The 17981-nt window shown below is 69.0% G+C and carries 17 protein-coding genes; 4 read left to right on the top strand and 13 right to left on the bottom strand.

All coding sequences use genetic code 11. The annotated features are described in order from the left end of the window. Positions 1 to 36 precede the first annotated feature (36 nt). The 6 genes from F6W70_RS11480 to F6W70_RS11455 form a co-directional block, all read right to left on the bottom strand. The gene (locus tag F6W70_RS11480; protein ID WP_151486788.1) at positions 37 to 2283 is read right to left on the bottom strand and encodes an exo-beta-d-1,3/1,6-glucosidase; all 2247 of its coding nucleotides are present in this window, start codon (positions 2281 to 2283) and stop codon (positions 37 to 39) included. After that, positions 2283 to 3401, bottom strand: coding sequence for an ABC transporter permease (locus tag F6W70_RS11475; RefSeq protein WP_151486787.1), 1119 nt, complete (start codon positions 3399 to 3401; stop codon positions 2283 to 2285). Before F6W70_RS11475 ends, F6W70_RS11480 begins: the two co-directional genes overlap by 1 nt. Before the next feature lies 1 nt (position 3402). Continuing rightward, positions 3403 to 4491: an ABC transporter permease gene (locus F6W70_RS11470; RefSeq protein WP_055869315.1), complete on the bottom strand. Its 1089-nt coding sequence runs from the start codon at positions 4489 to 4491 to the stop codon at positions 3403 to 3405. Continuing rightward, positions 4488 to 5294, bottom strand: coding sequence for an ABC transporter ATP-binding protein (locus tag F6W70_RS11465; RefSeq protein ID WP_055869314.1), 807 nt, complete (start codon positions 5292 to 5294; stop codon positions 4488 to 4490). Before F6W70_RS11465 ends, F6W70_RS11470 begins: the two co-directional genes overlap by 4 nt. Then, the gene (locus tag F6W70_RS11460) at positions 5291 to 6115 is read right to left on the bottom strand and encodes an ABC transporter ATP-binding protein (protein ID WP_055876456.1); all 825 of its coding nucleotides are present in this window, start codon (positions 6113 to 6115) and stop codon (positions 5291 to 5293) included. Before F6W70_RS11460 ends, F6W70_RS11465 begins: the two co-directional genes overlap by 4 nt. A 71-nt stretch (positions 6116 to 6186) precedes the next feature. Beyond that, entirely contained in the window at positions 6187 to 7848 is a 1662-nt protein-coding gene (locus F6W70_RS11455) for an ABC transporter substrate-binding protein (protein ID WP_151486786.1), read from the bottom strand. Positions 7849 to 8008: 160 nt separating this feature from the next. On the opposite strand from F6W70_RS11455, the gene F6W70_RS11450 reads away from it, so the two are divergent. Both F6W70_RS11450 and F6W70_RS11445 read left to right on the top strand, forming a co-directional pair. Continuing rightward, the gene (locus F6W70_RS11450; protein WP_055869311.1) at positions 8009 to 8656 is read left to right on the top strand and encodes a TetR/AcrR family transcriptional regulator; all 648 of its coding nucleotides are present in this window, start codon (positions 8009 to 8011) and stop codon (positions 8654 to 8656) included. 53 nt (positions 8657 to 8709) lie between these two features. Further along, positions 8710 to 9924 carry an amidohydrolase gene (locus F6W70_RS11445; RefSeq protein ID WP_127481670.1) on the top strand — a complete coding sequence of 405 codons (1215 nt, stop codon included), beginning with the start codon at positions 8710 to 8712 and terminating at the stop codon, positions 9922 to 9924. 25 nt (positions 9925 to 9949) lie between these two features. Here the strand turns inward: F6W70_RS11445 and F6W70_RS11440 are convergent, their stop codons facing one another. From F6W70_RS11440 to F6W70_RS11410, 7 genes are all read right to left on the bottom strand, one after another. Further along, complete coding sequence (locus F6W70_RS11440; protein WP_151486785.1) at positions 9950 to 10528, bottom strand: hypothetical protein; 579 nt, start codon at positions 10526 to 10528, stop codon at positions 9950 to 9952. Positions 10529 to 10532: 4 nt separating this feature from the next. Continuing rightward, positions 10533 to 11201 carry a nucleoside/nucleotide kinase family protein gene (locus F6W70_RS11435; RefSeq protein WP_151486784.1) on the bottom strand — a complete coding sequence of 223 codons (669 nt, stop codon included), beginning with the start codon at positions 11199 to 11201 and terminating at the stop codon, positions 10533 to 10535. A gap of 6 nt (positions 11202 to 11207) precedes the next feature. After that, positions 11208 to 12302: a GTP 3',8-cyclase MoaA gene (gene moaA / locus F6W70_RS11430; protein ID WP_151487231.1), complete on the bottom strand. Its 1095-nt coding sequence runs from the start codon at positions 12300 to 12302 to the stop codon at positions 11208 to 11210. Positions 12303 to 12419: 117 nt separating this feature from the next. Beyond that, on the bottom strand, positions 12420 to 13499 hold the full coding sequence (locus F6W70_RS11425) for a sulfate/molybdate ABC transporter ATP-binding protein (protein WP_151486783.1): 1080 nt from the start codon (positions 13497 to 13499) through the stop codon (positions 12420 to 12422). Continuing rightward, positions 13496 to 14284, bottom strand: coding sequence for a molybdate ABC transporter permease subunit (gene modB / locus F6W70_RS11420; protein WP_055876433.1), 789 nt, complete (start codon positions 14282 to 14284; stop codon positions 13496 to 13498). The genes F6W70_RS11425 and modB overlap by 4 nt, the downstream gene beginning before the upstream one ends. Continuing rightward, positions 14281 to 15057 carry a molybdate ABC transporter substrate-binding protein gene (gene modA / locus F6W70_RS11415; RefSeq protein WP_151486782.1) on the bottom strand — a complete coding sequence of 259 codons (777 nt, stop codon included), beginning with the start codon at positions 15055 to 15057 and terminating at the stop codon, positions 14281 to 14283. The genes modB and modA overlap by 4 nt, the downstream gene beginning before the upstream one ends. A 1-nt stretch (position 15058) precedes the next feature. Continuing rightward, positions 15059 to 15451 carry a TOBE domain-containing protein gene (locus F6W70_RS11410; RefSeq protein ID WP_017831266.1) on the bottom strand — a complete coding sequence of 131 codons (393 nt, stop codon included), beginning with the start codon at positions 15449 to 15451 and terminating at the stop codon, positions 15059 to 15061. Between the two features lie 156 nt (positions 15452 to 15607). Between F6W70_RS11410 and F6W70_RS11405 the strand changes: the two genes are divergently transcribed. After that, positions 15608 to 16981: a D-alanyl-D-alanine carboxypeptidase family protein gene (locus F6W70_RS11405; RefSeq protein ID WP_151487230.1), complete on the top strand. Its 1374-nt coding sequence runs from the start codon at positions 15608 to 15610 to the stop codon at positions 16979 to 16981. An 85-nt stretch (positions 16982 to 17066) separates the two neighbouring features. Then, entirely contained in the window at positions 17067 to 17981 is a 915-nt protein-coding gene (locus F6W70_RS11400) for an esterase/lipase family protein (RefSeq protein ID WP_151486781.1), read from the top strand.

Here is a 17981-nt window from a genome sequence, read left to right as displayed (position 1 = left end):
GGGGCGTGGGTCTCGGCGAGGCAGGGCTACGACAGGTCAGGCGACCTCGAAGTCCGCGGAGAGGAGAGCCTCGTCGCGGGAGCTGGGGCCGACGAGCAGCTCGAAGGCGCCGGCCTCGATGATGCGGTTGCCCGCGGCATCCACGATCGTGCAGTCGGCGACCGGCAGCTCCACCCGCACGCGCGCGGACTCGCCGGGGGCGAGGTCGACCTGACGGAAGGCCTTGAGCTCCTTGTCGGTCCAGCTCACGCTCGTCACGGAGTCGCGCACGTAGACCTGCACGGTCTCGCGCACGGGCCGCTCCCCTGTGTTCGACACCGTGACGTGACCGACGATCGTGTCGGACTCCCGCAACGAAGTCGCCTCGAGCGTCAGGTCGGAGTACTCCACCGTCGTGTACGAGAGGCCCTCGCCGAATGCCCAGGCGGGCGACTGCGTGAGGTCGGCATAGCGATCGCCGTGCTGTCCGCGGATCTGGTTGTAATAGGTCGGCTGCTGGCCGACGTGGCGCGCGAACGAGATCGGCAGGCGCCCCGACGGTTCGGCCGCGCCGGAGATGATGTCGGCGAGTGCGCGCCCGCCCTGCATGCCGGGGTTCGCCGCCCAGATCACGGCGGCGGCCTTCGATGCCGATGCCGGGAGCACGAGCGGCTTCGAGGCGAGCAGCACGATCACGACGGGCGTGCCGGTCGCGATGAGCGCATCGATCAGGGCGTTCTGCCCGCCGATGAGCTCGAGCGTCGCAGTGGAGCGCCCTTCGCCGACCAGCTCGATCCGGTCGCCGACGACCGCCACGACGACGTCGGAGTCGGATGCCGCGGCGACAGCCTCCGCGATCAGCGCGGCATCCGGCTCGCAGGCCTTCACCACCGGCGGACGCGGCTGCTTGTCGGGGAAGAACGGCCCCTGCGGGTCTTCTTCGAGCGTGAGGATGTCGGCGCCGCGGGCGTGCGTGATGGTCCAGCCGTCGACCGACTGCAGACCGTCGAGCACGGTCGTGATCATCTCGCGGGGCTGGCCGTCGAGCCAGCCCGCCTGGCCGGAGCCGCCTGCCCAGTCGCCGAGCTGTGTCTGGGCATCGTCGGCGAGAGGCCCGGTCACGGCGATCTTCAGCGCCGCCGTGGGATCGAGCGGCAGCACACCGTCGTTCTCGAGGAGCACCAGCGAGCGTCGGGCGACCTCGAGGTTCAGCTCGGCGTGCGCCGCACTGCCCACCACGGCGTCGAGCTCGGTTCCGGGAAGACGCGGGTTCTCGAACAACCCCAACTCGAACTTGAGCGTGAGGATGCGCGCGGCCGCCGCATCGAACGCGTCGTCGGCGAGCATGCCCTCGGCCACCGCGTCCAGTGCTCCTTCGAAGAACGACGGCGTGGTCATGATCATGTCGTTGCCCGCCCGCACGGCTGCCGCGGCCGCGTGCGTGATGTCGGGCTGGATCCGCTGCTCCCACACCATGCGACCGACGTTGTCCCAGTCGGTGATGAGCGTGCCGGTGTAGCCCCACTCACCGCGCAGCACGTCGCTGAGCAGCCAGTCGTTGGTCGTGATCGGCACGCCGTCGGTGGTCTGATAGCCGAGCATGAACGTGCGGCATCCTTCGCGGGCGACGCGCTCGAACGGCGGCAGGAACCACGAGCGCAGCTTGCGCCGTGAGATGTCGGCCTCGCTCGCATCACGCCCGCCCTGCGTCTCGGAATACCCGGCGAAGTGCTTGGCGGTCGCGAGGATCGCGGTCGGATCGTCGAGTCCGTCGCCCTGGTAGCCGCGCACCATCGCCGAGGCCAGCTCGCCGATCAGGAACGGGTCTTCGCCGAAGGTCTCGTCGATGCGACCCCAGCGCAGGTCGCGCGCGATGCACAGCACGGGAGAGAACGTCCAGTGGATGCCGGTCACCGCGACCTCTTCGGCGGTCGCGCGTGCGACGCGCTCGACGAGGTCGGAATCCCACGACGCGGCCATGCCGAGCTGCGTGGGGTAGATCGTCGCTCCCGGCCAGAACGAGTGCCCGTGGATGCAGTCCTCCGCCACCAGCAGCGGGATGCGGAGCCGGGTCTGCGCCGTGAGCTCGTTCGCCCGCAGGATGCGCTCGGGCGAGGTGTGCAGGATCGATCCGGCGTGACGGCGGGCGATGTGGTCGTCGATGTCGTCGCGGGCGTCGAGCTGGAGCATCTGCCCGACCTTCTCCTCCAGCGTCATGCGGCTGAGGAGGTCGGCCACGCGTTCGGGGATCGAGAGAGCGGGGTCCTGGTACGGGAGCTGCGTGGTCAGAGTCTGAGAGGTCATCACTTCGTGTTCTGAGTCGAGGTCTTCGAGGAGTCTGGGGAAGTCGTCGAGGTTACGGGATCGGGAGCCTTCTCGGGCAGGGGCACGCTGCGGACGGCCGTGACGGCGTCGTTCACGTTCAGCCCCTTCTTCTTCATCGCTCTGGCCCGCTCGCCCGCGGAGCGCAGGCGCGGGTTGACGTACTCGTCGATGCCGAAGTTGATGAGCGAGAGGGCGACGCCGATGATCGCGATGCAGAGGCCGGCGGGCACGTACCACCACCACAGACGCGGGAACGCGCCGTTCTGCTGGGCCCAGAACAGGATGGTGCCCCAGTTCAGGTTGCTCACCGGGATCACCCCGATGAACGCCAGCGTGGTGAGACCGAGGATGGCCGCCGTCACGGTCCCGACGAAGCTCGAGGCGATGAGCGCCATCAGGTTCGGCAGCATCTCGACCGTGATGATGCGGCGCAGCGGTTCACCGTTGGCGCGCGCGGCCTGGATGAAGTCGCGGTTGCGCAGCGACATCGTCTGGGCACGCAGCACTCGGGCGCCCCAGGCCCATCCCGTGATGCCGAGCACGGCGGCGATCACGATCAGGGGCGGGTTCTCGAACTGGGAGGCGATGATGATGATGAGCGGGATGCCGGGGATCACCAGGAACACGTTGGTCAGCGCCGACAGCGACTCGCTCTTCCAGCCGCGCACGTACCCGGCGATCACACCGATGGTGATCGCGATGATCGTGGCGATGAAGGCGGCGAGGAAGCCGACCACGATGACGCCACGGGTGCCGTAGATGATCTGGCTCAGCACATCCTCCCCCATGTGCGTCGTGCCCAGCCAGTGCTCCCAGGAGGGGGGCTGGCGCAGGGCGGTGCGGTCCTTCTGCGTCGGACCGTACGGCGAGATCCACGGCGCGAGGACGGCGATGAGCACGAACACCCCGAGGATGATGAGCCCGGCGATCGACTTGGGGTTGCGGAACATCGCGAACGCCTGGGAGAGCTGCGACCAGAACGTCTTGCGCGGTGGGGCGGCGACGGGCGGGGTGCGCAATGTGGCGGTCTCCGGCATGCCGGAGACGACGGCCGACCCGTCGGGCGCCGTGCTGTGGGCGGTGGTGGGAACGGTCATGTCAGGACTCCATCTGGCGCGTGCGCGGGTCGAGGTAGGCGTAGACCACATCCGCGAGGATGTTGGCCACGAGCACCGACAGCGTGATCACGAGGAACACGCCCTGCATGAGGGCGAAGTCCTTGGCGTTGGTGGCATCGAGCAGGAGCTTGCCGACGCCCGGATAGCTGAACACCATCTCCATCACGATGGTGCCGCCGACGATGAACCCGATCGACAGCGCGAAGCTCTGCACCTGCGGCAGCACCGCGTTTCGGGCGGCGTAGCCCCAGAGCACCCGCTTGTTGGGCATGCCCTTGGCCTGAGCGACCGTGATGTAGTCGTCGTCGAGCACGGTCAGCATCATGTTGCGCATGCCGAGCACCCAGCCGCCGAGCGAGGCGACCACGATGGTCAGTGCCGGAAGCGTGCCGTGCATGATCACCTGGCCGATGAAGTCGAAGCTCCATTCCGGGGATTGCCCCTTGTCGTAGGCATGCGATGAGGGGAACCACTTCAGGGTGGAGGAGAAGATCGCGATCGCGATGAGGCCCAGCCAGAAGTACGGGATGGTGTTGAAGAACGTCGTCACCGGGATGATCGCGTCGAGCTTGCTGCCGCGCTTCCATCCGACGACCGCTCCGGCGACGGTGCCGATCGTGAACGAGATGATGGTCGCGATGCCGACCAGGCCGAGCGTCCACGGCAGGGCTGACGCGAGCACCTCCGCGACCGGGCGCAGACCGTGCAGCGTCGAGATACCGAGATCGCCGCGCAGCAGCATCCCCCAGTACTCGATGTACTGCTGCCAGATCGACTTGTCCGTGTCGATGCCGAGCAGGATGCGCAGCGACGCCTCGGCCTCGGGGCTCACGCTGCGGTTGCGTGCGAGATACGAGCTGACCGCATCGCCCTTCATGAAGCGCGGCAGGAAGAAGTTGATCGTGATGGCCGCCCAGAGCGTGAACAGGTAGAAGGCCGCGCGACCGGCGAAGAAGCGCCATGGCACGCGCCGTCGTCCGCGTTCTGCCGCGGTCGCGGTGGTGCCCACCTCGAGGGCGTCGCGGGCGACGAGGTCGTCGTCGTCGAGCTGGGGGAACGCGGTGCTCACAGTGCGCCTCCGGTCGATGTTGCCTGTGCGAAGAACTTGTCCGGGTCGGGGGAAGCAGATCGCAGTTCGCGCGTGTACGGGTCCTGCGGGTTGAGGATCACGTCGTCGGCGGCGCCGTACTCCACGACGCGGCCCTGGTTGAGCACCATGATCTCGTCGCTGAAGTGGCGGGCGGTGGCGAGGTCGTGGGTGATGTAGAGCACGCCGAGCCCCTCTTCGCGCTGCAGGTCGGCGAGCAGGTTCAGCACACCGAGGCGGATCGAGACATCGAGCATCGACACGGGCTCGTCGGCGACCAGGAGCGAGGGACGCGAGGCGAGGGCACGCGCGATGGCCACCCGCTGCCGCTGGCCGCCCGACAGCTCGTGCGGGCGGCGGTCGATCACGGCGTCCGCATCCAGGCGCACGCGGTCGAGGAGTCGGCGCACCTCGGCCTCCGTCTCCCGCTTCGGCACGACATCGTCGAGGCGGATCGGACGCTCCAGGTGGTAGCGGATCGAGTGGTACGGGTTGAGCGAGGCGAACGGGTCCTGGAACACCATGCGCAGCTGCTGCCGGTACTTCCGCAGACCCCTGCCTCGCCGAGGGATGGGTGCGCCGTCGAGCAGCACTTCTCCGCTGGTCGGGGTCTCGAGCTGGGTGAGGATCTTCGCGATCGTGGACTTGCCGCTTCCGGACTGGCCGACCAGCCCGATCGTCTGCCCGGAGGTCAGGGTGAAGCTCACATCGTCGAGGGCTTTGATCTGGCCGGCGCCGCGCACGTTGTAGGCCTTCGTGACGCTTCGGAATTCGAGGGTGGTCATCGCACCAGCACCCCTCTCTCCCCGGTGAGTCGGGGGAACGACGACAGCAGCGTCTTCGTGTATTCGTGCGCGGGCTGCGTCCAGATGCGCTCCGCGGTCGCGAGTTCGATGATCTCGCCCTCGCGCATGATCGCGATCCGGTCGCTGATCTCCAAGAGGAGAGGAAGGTCGTGGGTGATGAAGATCACCGAGAAGCCGAACTCGTGCCGCAGCTGCGAGATCTGCTTGAGGATCTCCCGCTGCACCAGCACGTCGAGGGCGGTCGTGGGTTCGTCCATGACCATCAGCTGCGGGCGCAGGGCGAGGGCCATCGCGATCATCACGCGCTGGCGCATGCCGCCGGAGAGCTCGTGCGGGAAAGAGCGCATGCGCTGGCGTCCGACCTTGACGATCTCCAGCAGCTCCTCGGACTCGGCACGCCGCTGCGCGCGGTTCATGTCGGGACGATGGATCTCGAAGACGTCCTCCAGCTGCGACCCGATCGTCGCCACCGGATTGAGGGCGTTCATCGCCCCCTGGAACACCATCGACACCTTGTCCCAGCGGAACCGCTGCATCGCGTCGACATCGAGAGCGTTGATGTCGATGTCGACGCCGGTGACGTCGTGGAAGGTCACGCTGCCGCCGGTGATGACGGCCGGTGCGCGCAGCAGGCGCTGCACGCCGTAGGCGAGGGTGGTCTTTCCGCATCCGCTCTCCCCGGCGAGGCCGAGGATCTCGCCGCGCTGCAGTTCGAGGGTGACGTTCTTCACCGCCTCGACGGGGGGATCGACGTCGTACACGACCGAGAAGTCGCGCACGCTGAGCAGGGGTTCTGGCATGGGGTGTCCTTCGTCGATCTGATCGGGGAGCCCGCACCGCCCTCGGCGCGGGCTCCCCTGCAGGATGGTGCCTACTCGGCGGGCTTCAGCTTCGTGAGGATCTGCACGATGTTCTGCTGCGTCGGGTCGGCCGACGCGTACGGGTCCTCGTCCGAGGGCCACCCGACGTAGTTGCGGGTGTTGAACTCACCCAGCAGCGGGTGCGCGCCCAGCGGGATGGCCGGCACCTGCTCGGAGAAGATCGTCTGCAGCGTGTCGAGGGCCGTCGTGCGCTCTTCGTCCGACGAGGCGTTGGCGTAGGTGTTCAGCGCCGCCGTCGCCACCGGGTCGTCGAAGCGACCGAAGTTGAAGCCGGCCTTGCCCTCGGGCGAGATCCAGCGCGGATCCATGGTCGAGGTGTAGAGGCCGTACGCCGTGCCGCTGTCCTCGAGCCAGTGGATGATCGCCGAGAACGTGCCGTTGTCGCGGGGGTCGGCCCAGCCGCCCCAATCCGGCATGTCGATCTTGACCTCGGCGCCGATGGCCTCGGTGACGTCTTCGGCGATCAGCTCCTGCGCGGTGTTCCAGTCGCTCCATCCGGAGGGGACCGAGAGCGTGAACGAGACGGGCTCGCCGTCGGGGTCGATCAGCGCGTCGTCCTTCCAGGTGTAGCCGGCGGTGGTGAGCAGATCGCGCGCCTTCTCGGCGTCCACCGCGTACTCCTTGTCCGTGAACGCGGGCTGGATCTCGTCGTCGAGGATCGAGGAGAGGCCTGTGACCGACCAGACGGGCTCGCTCGCGCCTTCACGCGCGATGTCGACGTAGGCGTCGCGGTCGATCACCCAGGCGAGAGCCTGACGGAATGCGGGGTCGTCGAACGGCTTCTGCTGGAGGTTCATGAACAGCGTCGCGGAACCGGTGGTGGGCGCCGCCCAGAACTTGTTGTGCTCGGGGTCGGCCGAGAGGAACTGCTCCTCGATCTGCGGGATGAACGCCTGAGCCCAGTCGGCGTCGCCGTTGGCGAGTGCCGTGGTGAGCGCGGTGTTGTCGCCGTAGGAGACGTAGTGCAGCTCGGGCACCGCGAGGTCACCGCCCCAGTAGTCGTCGCGGGCTTCGAGGGTGACCGACTCCGTCGACCAGTTCGAGAGCACGTAGGGGCCGGTGCCGACGAGGTCGTCGCCCTTGACGGGGTTCGTGGCCGGGTCGTCGAGGTTCTCCCAGATGTGCTTCGGGACGATCGGCACGTGCAGCACGCGGGCCTGGTTGACGTACTTCGACTCGGCGAAGGTCAGCACGACCGCGTCGCCCTCGACCACGGCGCCCTCGAACTGCAGGCCGGCAGTGTCGAGAGCCGGAGTGGAGACGAGCTCATACGAGAAGACGATGTCGTCGGCGGTGAAGGGCGTGCCGTCACTCCAGGTGACGTCCTTGCGAGGGACGACCGTGAGAACGGTGTAGTCGTCGTTCCACTCGATGCTCTCGGCGAGCCACGGGGTCACGCCGCGGTCGCCGGTCTGGTTCACGAGGCCCAGCGTCTCGAAGATCACCTTGCCGTAGCCGTACTTCGACGCGGAGGAATCACCGACGAAGGGGTTGTTCGACTCGGTGGTGATCGCGCCGTCTGGCTTGGCGATGGTGAGGGATGCGGAGCCGGCACCCTCGTCGGATCCACCACCTGTCGAGCAACCGGCGAGGGCCGATACGCCGAGGGCGGTGATCGCGGTCACGGCGATCAGAGACTTTCTGAGCTTCATTGCTTCTCCTAGGGGCACGGGTCTTTGTGCGGCGTCGCCGGAGGACGGGGAGTCCGCCGACTGTCGTGATTTGCTTACTGTCGAGAAAGTAAGCTTCCGTGAGGTTACCGAGTAGTAAGTTTGATCGCAAGCACAATCCGACGATGGAGAGGAGGCCGCGGTGTCAGACAGCGACCAGACCGTGCGCGTGCGCCCGGCGACCCTCGCGAAGCGCGAGCAGATCCTCAAGGCGGCCGTGGAGATCTTCGGCAACAAGGGGTCGACCAACGGCACCCTGGCCGATGTGGCTGAGCAGGTCGGCATCACGCATGCGGGCGTCCTCCACCACTTCGGCTCGAAGCAGAAGCTGTTGCTCGAGGTGCTCGCCTACCGCGACCAGGCCGACGTCGCGGAGCTCGCCGAGAAGCACATCCCCGGCGGACCCGAGCTGTTCCTGCACCTGGTGCGCACGGCATTCGCGAACGAGAAACGGCCCGGCATCGTGCAGGCGTACACGGTGCTCTCCGCCGAGTCCGTGACCGACGACCACCCCGCCAGGGACTACTTCGAGGAGCGGTACACGACCCTGCGTCGAGAAGTCACCGCCGCATTCCACGAGCTGTGCGCCCAGGAGGGCGTGCGCGATCCGGACACCATCGCCGCAGCCTCCGCCGCGATCCTCGCGGTGATGGACGGCCTGCAGTTGCAGTGGCTCCTGCACCCCGGGACCGTCGAGCTCGGAGAGACGAGCGAGTTCGCGATCCAGGCGATCGTGAACGCCGTGCTGCGCCCCGGGCCGCAACTGCCGACCTACGTGCACCCCGCCTGATCCGTCGATCGCGCACCCTCGGCACGAGCCGCTCGCAGGGCTAGGCTCGGGCCATGACGATCGATCTCGAAGCGCTCTACATCGACCTGCACCAGCACCCCGAGCTCTCGTTCCAGGAGACGCGCACCGCCGGCATCGCCGCCCAGCATCTGCGCGACCTGGGCCTCGAGGTCGAAGAGGGCGTCGGAGTCACCGGCGTCGTCGGCGTGCTGCGAAACGGCGAAGGTCCGGTCGTGTGGGTTCGAGCCGACATGGACGCGCTCCCTGTCGAGGAGCAGACCGGCCTGTCGTACGCGAGCACCGCCAAGGGCATCGACCCAGCGGGCACGACCGTTCCCGTCATGCACGCCTGCGGTCACGACATGCACGTCACCGCCATGATCGGCGCGGTCGAGAAGCTCGTCTCCGAACGCTCCGACTGGTCGGGAACCCTCGTCGTGCTGATCCAGCCCGCCGAGGAGTACGGCGCCGGGGCGCGCGCGATGCTGGACGACGGCATCCTCGACCGCTACCCGAAGCCCGACGTGGTGCTCGGCCAGCACGTCACGCCGCTTCCCGCCGGCGTGATCGGCGTGCGCAGCGGCACGCAGATGGCGGCCTCCGACGGGCTCACCGTCACCCTGCACGGGCGCGGCGGACACGGCTCGCGCCCGCACGCCACGATCGACCCCGTCGTGATGGCGGCAGCCACCGTGATGCGTCTGCAGACCATCGCCTCCCGCGAGATCGATCCGCAGGGCGTCGCGGTCGTGACGGTCGGCTCGATCCATGCCGGCCTCAAGAACAACATCATCCCCGCCGAGGCGAAGCTCGAACTGAGCCTGCGCTACCCGAACGAGGAGACGCGCGAGAAGGTGCTCGCGAGCGTGGAGCGCATCGTGCGGGCCGAGGCCACGGCCTCGGGCGCCGAGCGCGAGCCCGAGATCCGCACCGATCACACGCTGCCGGCCACGATCAACGACGAGCACGCCACCGCACGCGTCACCGCAGCGCTGCAGCGCGCGCTGGGCGAGGCAGCCGTCATCGACCCCGGCATGTTCACCGGCAGCGAGGACGTCTCATGGTTCGCCCGCGACGCCGGAGTGCCTCTCGTGTTCTGGTTCTGGGGCGGCATCGACCCCACGCGGTTCGCCGAGGCGGTCGCCGCCGGTCGCCTGGGAGAGGACATCCCCACCAACCACTCGCCGTTCTTCGCGCCGGAGATCCACCCGACGATCGAGGTCGGCGTGACCGCCCTCTCGGCCGCGGCCCGGGAGTTCCTCGCCTAGAGGTGGAAGAACCGGGCAGGGCCGCTCATGCGACGGTCTGCTGCGTCCGCAGGAAGACGTGCAGGTCGAGGGAGTCTCTCCTGCTCGGCTGTTCAACAGAAAGATGGCGGTGCAGCAGGTCGGCGACCTCTCCCGGAATCGGGTCGATCGCGTGGGCCTTCTTCACGTCTTGGGAGCCGAATCCTGCCAAGAGCGTCACGGACTCGCCGTCCGTGCCCCTCACCTCGACGCGGGCGTAGTCCGTGTCGAGGCGGATCAGCACACGAGCGATGGCGGCCCAGGGGAGCGCTCGCTCCACCCCGGCACCGATGATCCGGATCCCCCCGTCATCCCACTCGATGACGTAGCGCTTCCTTCGCCAGGCGAAGATCCACAACAGGGCGAGCACGATGACGACAGCCACGCCACCGGCGACCGCGACGACACCGGACCTGCCGAGGATGGAATCGGTCTCGAGGGAGATCGCGATCAACGCCGCCGTGGCAGCGGACCCTCCCACAGCCACGCAGCCGACGATGATCGCCACGAGCTGGCGCATGGAGACTCGCGTCGCCCGGATCGTCAGGCGGTACCCGTCACGCCCCTGCCCGATCGGCTCCCACATCCGTTCACCCCCCGTTCCGTCGATACGTCGGCTGCTCGAGGATCGTGTTGTCCCAGACCCACGTCGCCCGCTCCTGCGGCCGGGCCGCTGAGAGGTACAGCCGCTGACCGCCGACGTATCTCCGGTTCGACGGAGCCTCCGGGTCCGGGTCATGGTTCCCCGGGAATCGAGCGTTGCCCCGGGGGACGCTGACCTCGAAGGGCGCGTGGACCCAGACCGTCGCGTCCCACACCTTCGCAAGCTCGGGACGCTGGAGAAAGATCCCGTCGACGAGCACGACCCCCGCCGGAGGAACGGCTATCGGAGCGGGGTTGACAGCTTCGTCGCGATCGACGTCCCAGACGCCCGGTGTGATCGAGCCGTGCACACGCAGGCCGTCGACCACGCACGCGTGGAAGGCATCGTATCTGTACGAACCGGAGTAGAACCCTTCTGGACCTGCACCCGCGGCGACGCGCTCCGCCTTCGGGCGGTGGAATCCGTCGATGCTCACACGGACGACAGGTCTGCTCGAACGTCGCCGCGCGTGAACCGCGAGTTCGCGGGAGAGGTGCGATTTGCCTGCCCCGTCGAAGCCGTCCAGGGCCACCAGGATGCGATTCTCAGGACGAAGGCTCTCGATCTCAGCCCACAGCCGCGTCAGCACGGCCGCACGCGAGTCGGCGATGCGCACGCCGGCTCAGCCGCCGATCGCGTTCATGCCGCGCGCCGGTTGCAGGAACGAGGGGTCGTTGATCGCGTGTCCCGGGAGCTTGCCGTGCACGCAGGAGCGCAGCATCGCGGCGATCCCGTCGGAGCGGGCCCCCGCCGCAGAGGCCGACTCCCCGCGCAGCACGTCGACCAGGTCGTACTCGACGTTCGAGAACAGACAGTTGCGCAGCTGACCGTCGGCGGTCAGGCGCAGACGGTCGCAGGCGCCGCAGAACGGGGCGGTGACCGAGGCGATCACACCCACCTCGTGCGGTCCGCCGTCGATGCGCCACTTCTCGGCCGGCGCTCCCCCACGACCCTCGACCGGGTCGAGACGCCAACGCTCGCCCAGGGATGCGAGGATCTCCTCGCGCGTGACCATCGAGGCTCGGTCCCAGGTGTGTCCGGCATCCAGCGGCATCTGCTCGATGAAGCGCAGCTGCGCGCCCATCCTCATCGCGAACTCCACGAGGTCGACCAGCTCGTCGTCGTTGACGCCGCGCATGGCGACCGCGTTCAGCTTGAGAGGGCGGAGGGACGAGGCCGCGGCCGCGGCGATGCCCTCGAACACGTCGTCGAGTCGGTCGCGCCGGGTGAGATCGGCGAAGCGCTGACGGTCGACCGTGTCGATGCTGATGTTGAGGCGCGTGAGCCCGGCATCGATCAGGTCGGGGAGCTTCGGGGCGAGGCTGATGCCGTTGGTGGTCATCGCGACCTCGACGGGGCCGTCCTCCCCCTCGATGCGGGCGATGCGCCGCACGACCTCGACGATGTCGCTCCGCAGCAGCGGCTCGCCGCCGGTGAGGCGGAACGTGCGGATGCCGAGAGCGGCGGCCACCTCGGCGACCTCGACGATCTCGTCGGTGGAGAGGATGCTCGTGCGGGCGAGCCATTCGTTCCCCTGCTCGGGCATGCAGTAGGTGCAGCGCAGCGAGCAGCGGTCGGTGAGCGAGATGCGCAGATCACGATGCACACGGCCATGCGTGTCGACGAGACCGCCACCGGGGGCCTCGTGGCCGGCCGCCTGCGGCGCCGATGCGGCGTGCGGCGGGCGCACACCGATCACGACCGGCACGGCCGTCATGGCGCTCCCCCCGCTCCCCGTCATCGTTCGAGACTAACCCGCCGAGACCCGGTCGGGGCCGCCTCGGCGACGGCGAGCGGGAGATTGTCAGCGTTGCGACGGCCTTCGCGGGGCTGCTCAGACCACGGAAACGAAGCGCACGCGCTCGGGGTCTATCCGCAGGCGGACCTGATCCCCCGATGCGAGCCCGTCCGCTTCGGCGAGCGAGACGTCGACCGCGCACGCCCGGGTCTGCACCCGCACCCCGGCGAGCGTGGATTCGAGTCGTGTGACCTCGGTCTCCCAGGCATCCGATTCCGCATCACCGACGACCTGCACATGCTCGGGACGGAACACTGCGGCGAGCGGCGAGCCCACGACCGCGGCGAGCGCGAGCGAGGCGGCATCCGTGCTCGCGAGACGCCGGTGACCGCTGCGCCACCCGCCGTCCGCCGCGACGCCGACCAGCCGATTGACGCCCGCGATCGAGGCGACGAAGTCCGAGGCGGGCGCAGACAGCACGTCGCGCACGGGTCCGGTCTGCGTGACACGCCCCGACTCGATGACCACGAGACGGTCAGCCAGCGCGACGGCGTCCGCGGCGTCGTGCGTGACCGCGAGCGTGGTGATCCCGGTGAGCTGATCGCGCAGCATCTGTCGGATGTCGCCCGCCGTCGCCGGATCGAGCGCCACCAGCGGTTCGTCGAGCAGCACCGCGCGCGGAGATGCGGCGAGCGCTCTGGCGACCGCGACGCGCTGCCCTTCGCCGCCGGAGAGCTCGCGCGGCATGCGATCCCCCGCTCCGGGGAGTCCGACGCGTGCAAGCCACTCATCGGCCGAGTCTCGCGCGGTGCGGGCGTCCTCTCCTGCCGCGCGAGGGCCGAAGGCGACGTTCTCGCGCACCGACAGGTGGGGGAACAGCCGCGCATCCTGGCCGAGCAGCACGATGCCCCGGTTCATGGGTGCGGTCCGCACGCGCGGAGCGGCGACGCGGTCGACCACGCGTCCGTCGACCTCGATCTCCCCTGCAGTCAGCGGCTCGAGCCCTGCGAGCGCCTGCAGCAGGGTCGATTTGCCCGCACCACTGGGCCCCATGATGGCGACGGTCTCACCGACCGCGACCTGCACCGCGACCTCGACGGCGAAGTGCTCGCGTTCGACGATCACCTGCGCCCGCAGCCCCGGCGCTGCGCCGGCGTGGTGCTCCGACGGACTCATCGTGTCACCCCCGGTCGCCACCCGCGCACCAGCAGCAGTACGACGATCGCGGTGGCGAGCAGCAGCAGCGCGAGGGCGACCGCCGTGCCCTGCGACACTCCCGCTCCGTTGAACGCCGTGTAGATCGCCAGCGGCATGGTCTGCGTGACCCCAGGCCGATTTCCGGCGAACAGCGCCGTCGCCCCGAACTCGCCGATGGCCCGCGCGAAGCACAGCACGACGCCGGCGACGATGCCCGGAGCCGCGAGCGGCAGGGTGATGCGGCGCAGGATCGTCCATCGGCCGGCTCCGAGCGCCGCCGCCGTGCGTTCGTAGTCCACACCCGAGGTGCGTACGGCACCCTCCACGGCCAGCACCAGGAACGGCAGCGCGACGAACGTCTGCGCCAGCACCACCGCCGGGGTGCTGAAGGACAGACCGAGTCCGCCGAGCCACCCTGCACGCCCGAACAGGTACAGCAGCGCGACACCGCCCACCATCGGCGGCAGCACCAGTGGCACCGTGACGACGGCGCGCAGCACCGCTGCCAGTCGAGGGCCGGAGCGGGCGATGTACAGCGCGAGTGGCACGCCCACGATGATGCACACGACGGTGGCCACGAGGCCGGTGCCGAGCGAGAGCAGGAGTGCCGAGAGCGCAGCCTGCGATGTCACATCCGCAAGGAAGGTCGACCACTGCACCCGCGCGACGAGAGCGGTGAGCGGCAGGACCAGGAAGACCAGTCCGACGAGGGCGGGAACCGCGAGAGCGCGCGGAGCGTATCCATGCGCAGGTGCCGCGCTCACGGGGCTCCGAAGCCGAAGTCCGCCAGGATCCTCTGACCCTCCGCCGACAGCACGAAGGCCACGAACGCCTCGGCCGCCTCGACGTTCGGCGCGTCGGAGAGCGCGGCGATCGGGTAGTGGTTGACGACCTCGTCGGCGCCGTCGGGCACGATCACCTCGACATCGTCACGACCGATCACGTCGGTGGCGTACACGAGTCCGGCGTCGGCTTCGGAGGCGGCGACCTTCGTGAGCACGGCCGTCACGTTCTGCTCGAGACTCGCGGCGTCGACCGTCACGCCCGCCGTGGAGAGCAGCTTCGCGGAGGCCGCACCGCAGGGCACCTCCGGCGCGCACAGCACCGTGGTCACGTCGGCCAGATCGGCCAGTGCCCCGACCCCGCCCGGGTTGCCGGTCGGCACGGCGATCACGAGGGTGTTGGAGGCGAACAACGCAGGATCCACCGCAGCATCGGTCGCCTTGTCCATGTTGGCCTCGTCGGCGGATGCGAACACGTCGGCCGGCGCGCCTTCGAGGATCTGCGTGACCAGGGTCGACGAGCCGTCGTACACGGGGCTGAACCGCACGCCCGGGTTCTCGGCGGTGAAGGCCTCTCCGATCGCGTCGAAGGCCCCGCTGAGGGAGGCGGCGGCGTAGACCGTGAGGTCTCCGCTCAGGCCGCCCTCCGCCGTCGTCGGTGTCGCCGTGCTCCCGTCGGCGGTCGCACAGCCCGTGAGGGCGAGCGCGACGGCGGCGAGGACGGCGACCGCGGAACGGCGGAACGGGCGGTTCATGTCAGCCCTTCGGGACCTCGACGACGACCTGGGTCGCCTTGACGGATGCGGTGGCGAGCGAACCGACCTCGAGCCGGAGTTCGCGCACCGCTTCGGACGAGATCAGCGAGACGACCCGATGCGGTCCGGATTGGATGTCGATCTGTGCCATCAACCCGTCGACCTGCACCCGGGTGACGATGCCGACGAAGCGGTTGCGGGCGCTGGAGAGCACGTCTCCGGCCTTCTTCGCCTCCTCCGCGAGGGCGACGGCTCGCGCCGCGACGGCATCCCCGGGGATCTCGGCCGGAACCGCATCGGTGACCGGCAGCAGACCCTGCTCGATCCATCGACGGACCGTGTCGTCGCTCACCCCGAGCAGCTGCGCGGCACGGGCGATCCGGTAGGTCTGCATGAAGAGAATCTACCGCAGATACGGAGATATCTACCGATAATCTCCGATTCTACGACGCCGCGCGGCCGAACACCCCACCCTCAAGCGCCGCGATCCCCGTGTCCCCCGAATGGCCGATACCGCGTGCGTCGGATGTCCGACATGATGACTATCACCATGACGGCACCGAATCCACCGGCGGACGACCTGTCCGACTTCGCCGAGCTGATGACGCACGAGCAGGAGTTCCTCTCCCCTCGTGATCTCGTCGATCCGGTAGTCCGCCGAAGGCGCAGGCGCCGCGGTCTCATCATCACGGCGGTCTGCGTCGTCCTGTTGCTGGCCGCGACCGGCGGCTACGTCGGGTGGGCTCTCACCGCTCCCGTCGGTGCGCCCACTGTCACCACACAGACACCGCAGGCCCCGACCGTCGATGCGGCGGCGGTCGCCACGCCCCCGGTCGGCGCATCGGCGATCAGCGTCTCCGGCGCGGACGCCTACCTGGGCGAGTCGGCGAGTGGGATCTGGACGTCGAGCGGCACCGGCGAGCCGCTCCCCATCGCGAGCATCACGAAGCTCATCACCGCGTTGGTCATCCTCGAGGCCTCCCCGCTCGCCTCCGCAGAAGACCCCGGACCGACGATCACGTTCGACAAATCCGATCACGACCTCTACGACAGGTACTACGTGATGGGGGCGACCATCGCCCCCATGCCCACCGGCACCTCGATGTCGCTGCGCGATGCCCTGGCCGCCATGCTGATCCCCTCGGCGAGCAACTACGCCGAGGCGCTGTCATCCCGGATCTTCGGATCGCAAAGCGCGTTCCTCGGCGCGACGCGCAACTGGCTCGCCGCCCATGGGCTGACGGGCACGACGATCACCGAGCCCACGGGGATCAGCCCCCGCAACACGAGCACGCCCGCCGACCTCCTGGCGATCGGGAAGCTCGCCGCCGCGAATCCGGTGATCGCTCAGATCGTCGCGACCCCATCGATCTCACTCCCCGGCGCCGGCCCGCTCAACAACACCAACGGACTTCTCGGAACCAGCGGCATCACGGGGTTGAAGACCGGCAGCCTCGGCGAGGGCACCTACAGCCTGCTGTACACCGCGACCCTCGTCGTGGGCACCACCGACCCTCTCGCGGTGACCGGTGTCGTGCTCGGAGGACCCTCGCGCGAGTCGGTGAACGCCAGCGTGATCGCCACTCTGGACAGCGTCCGCGCCGGTTTCCACCAGGTGCCGGTAGCGACCTCAGGACAGGAGATCGGCACGATCTCGACGCCGTGGGGCGACACCGCGCGACTGGTCATCGGAGAGGCGGCATCGATCTTCACCTGGTCGGACACGCCGATCACCGTGACGATGGACATCGAGACTCCGCCGACCTATCGGGACGGCTCGGTCGTGGGGAGCGTCACCTGGACCGCGGGCCCGAACACCGTCACCGCCCGGGTCCAGATCAAAGGCAGCATCGACTCGCCGTCCGAGTGGTGGCGACTCACCCACCCGTCCGAGCTCGGCTCGATGACGGATGCCGCGCGCTGAGGCGACACGGGCGATCCGATCGACCGTCGTCAGAGCACCCGCGTTCTGCCCTATCCTGACCGCGTAGGTCTTCGGAAGGAACACCATGGCGGATGCTGTCGTTCTCGTATCGGGCGGTGCTGCAGTGACACCGTTCACGGATCCCGACCGCGCCAGCGGGTCGGGCCTCGCCGCCGGCAACACGCTCACCGCCCTTCGCGCTCATCTTCTCGAGCGTGGCGCTGCGGTCTTCACCGCACCCGCCCGCATCGGAGACGGCGAGGTCAGGGAAGACGCCGGGTGGCAGGGTTTCGCTGATGCGCCCGTCGTGCTGCCCGCAGAGATGACCGTCAACGCGGTCGGCGGGATCGACGAGGGCGGTGCCCGCTTGGCCGCATTCCTGCGGTGGCTCGGCGAGGAACACGGCTTCACCGACGTCGACCTCGTCGCGCACTCGATGGGCGGGCTGTTCTCCCGCGCGGCGATCCGCCATCTGCAGGGGGCCGGACCGTCGGTGCATCGACTCCTCACCCTCGGGACCCCGTGGGAGGGTTCGCTGCTCGGCGATGTGCTCACCGGCGAGATCTCCGCGAACGACGCCGCCGGCGACGAGGGGACCGCCCAGATCCTGGAGAGATCGCACAGCTACGCCGCCGAGAACTCGCAGGGCGCTGCCGACCAGGTCTCGCGCCGGTTCCTGCGGGAGTGGAATGCGACCCAGGTCGGAGTGCTCGACACGATCGCCGTCACCGCGATCGGCGCCGGGCACTTCCACGCGGCGTCCGAACCGCTCCAGCTGTGGCCGCACGACGGGCTCGTGTCGCAGCGGAGCGCTCGGGCGGACGACGTGCCGAGCGAGGTCCTCCCCCGCGCTGTCCGTCACAGCTTCGACGACGACGTGCACAGCATCTTCTTCGCCGACGCCTTCGGCCTGCCGTGGGAGCGGGCGCTCACCTGGGATCCCGAGGTGTTCGCGGTCGTCGACGATGCGCTCCAGGCCAGAACCGGGGGCATACGCTGA

The organism is Microbacterium maritypicum, assembly GCF_008868125.1.
In the GTDB taxonomy this organism is placed as follows: domain Bacteria; phylum Actinomycetota; class Actinomycetes; order Actinomycetales; family Microbacteriaceae; genus Microbacterium; species Microbacterium maritypicum.
The sequence above is the reverse complement of the archived record's forward strand: the minus strand, read 5'-3'. Positions and strand labels throughout refer to the sequence as shown.